Below are 1,845 nucleotides of genomic sequence, written 5' to 3'. Positions count from 1 at the left end.
ATCGTCGGCTTTTACAACACCCAACGGCTGCATTCCACACTCGGATACCGCTCGCCGACCGATTACGAAAAAGCCACTACCTGAAATTCCCTATCCCAGTGTCCACTGATACTTGACCACGACAACACCCCCCCAATACCCACGTTACCAATATTTACAATGCGCAATAAGGCTACACGCAGCGCCTGCTTGCCCCCATCACGCCCTGACGATTTTCCCTCTGGGCCGCATTGCCTGCGACAATAGGGGCATTCCCGGCGCCCCGACGCGCCTGCCCCTGAATTCCTGACCGTATTTTCATGTCCGCTCCCCTGATTTCCCTGTCTCAAGTGCATCTGGCCTTCGGCCACCACCCCTTGCTGGACCATGCCGACCTGTCCATCCAGGAAGGCGAACGCATTGGTCTGATCGGCCGCAATGGCGCAGGCAAGTCCTCGCTGCTGAAACTGCTGGCCGGTGTCATCCATGCCGATGACGGCGAACGGCGCGTCCGTTCGGGCCTGCGTATCCGTACCGTGGAACAGGAACCCGATATCGACGAGAGCGGCACCATTCATGATGCCGTCGCCGGCCCGCTGGATCTGGATGCGGAAGACTGGAGCAAACCCGCCCGCGTCGCGACGCTGCTCGAAAAGCTGGGGCTCGATGGCGCTGCCGCCGCGACTGGCCTGTCCGGCGGTACGCGCAAACGCATTGCCCTGGCGCGCGCCCTGGCCGATGAACCCGACCTGCTGTTGCTTGACGAGCCCACTAACCACCTGGATTTCGATGGCATCAACTGGCTGGAAGATGCCTTGCGCCAGGCCAGTTGCGCCGTGGTCATCATCACCCACGACCGGCGCTTCCTGGATGCCGTCGCCTCCCGCATCGTCGAACTCGACCGAGGCCAGCTGCTGGGCTTTCCCGGCAACTTCTCTCAATGGCAGCAGCACAAGGCGCAATGGCTGGAATCCCAGCGCCTGGAGGAAGCCCGCTTCGACAAGCTGCTGGCCCAGGAAGAGGTCTGGATCCGCAAGGGCGTGGAAGCGCGCCGCACCCGTAACGAAGGCCGGGTACGCCGCCTGGAACAGCTGCGTGTGGAACGCGCGCAGCGCCGCGACCTGCAAGGCAAGGTCAATCTGCAACTGGATCAGGGCGAGCGCTCCGGCAAGCTGGTGGCGGAACTGGAGAACGTCAGCAAAGCCTTTGGCGACCGTGTCGTCATTCGCGACTACTCCACCACCATCATGCGCGGCGACCGCATCGGCATCATCGGGCCCAATGGCGCTGGCAAAACCACACTGCTGAAAATCATGCTGGGTGAGCTTGCCCCGGACAGCGGCACCGTGCGCCTGGGCAGCAAACTGCAGGTGGCCTATTTCGACCAGATGCGCGCCCAGCTGGATGAAAACGCCACGCTGGCCGATGTCATCAGCCCGGGCAGCGAGTGGGTGGAAATCGGCAACGAGCGCAAGCACATCATGAGCTACCTGGGGGATTTCCTGTTTGCCCCCGCGCGCGCCGGCTCGCCCGTTTCCAGCCTGTCCGGCGGCGAGCGTGCCCGCCTGCTGCTGGCGCGGCTGTTCGCCCGCCCTGCCAATATCCTGGTGCTGGACGAACCCACCAACGACCTGGACGTCGAAACCCTGGAGCTGCTGGAAAGCCTGCTGCAGGAATACAGCGGCACAGTACTGCTGGTCAGCCACGACCGCGCATTCCTGGATAACGTGGTCACCCAGACCATCGTCAGCGAAGGCAATGGCGTCTGGCGGGATTACGTCGGCGGCTACGAAGACTGGCTGGCCCAGCGCCCCGCCCCCGCCACGGCAGGCGCCGCAGCGGAAGAAAGACGATGATTCATAGCAA

General features: G+C 63.1%; 1 pseudogene. It reads left to right on the top strand.

The window, feature by feature from the left end:
- Positions 1 to 299: 299 nt before the first annotated feature.
- Positions 300 to 1,817 (top strand): annotated as a pseudogene (locus ACNA1V_RS17360) (ABC-F family ATP-binding cassette domain-containing protein); the annotation flags it as partial.
- Positions 1,818 to 1,845: the final 28 nt, after the last annotated feature.

It is taken from the genome of Kerstersia similis, assembly GCF_965139615.1.
Classification (GTDB): domain Bacteria; phylum Pseudomonadota; class Gammaproteobacteria; order Burkholderiales; family Burkholderiaceae_B; genus Kerstersia; species Kerstersia similis.
Note: the sequence above shows the minus strand (reverse complement) of the source record. Positions and strands in the feature narration are given on the sequence as shown.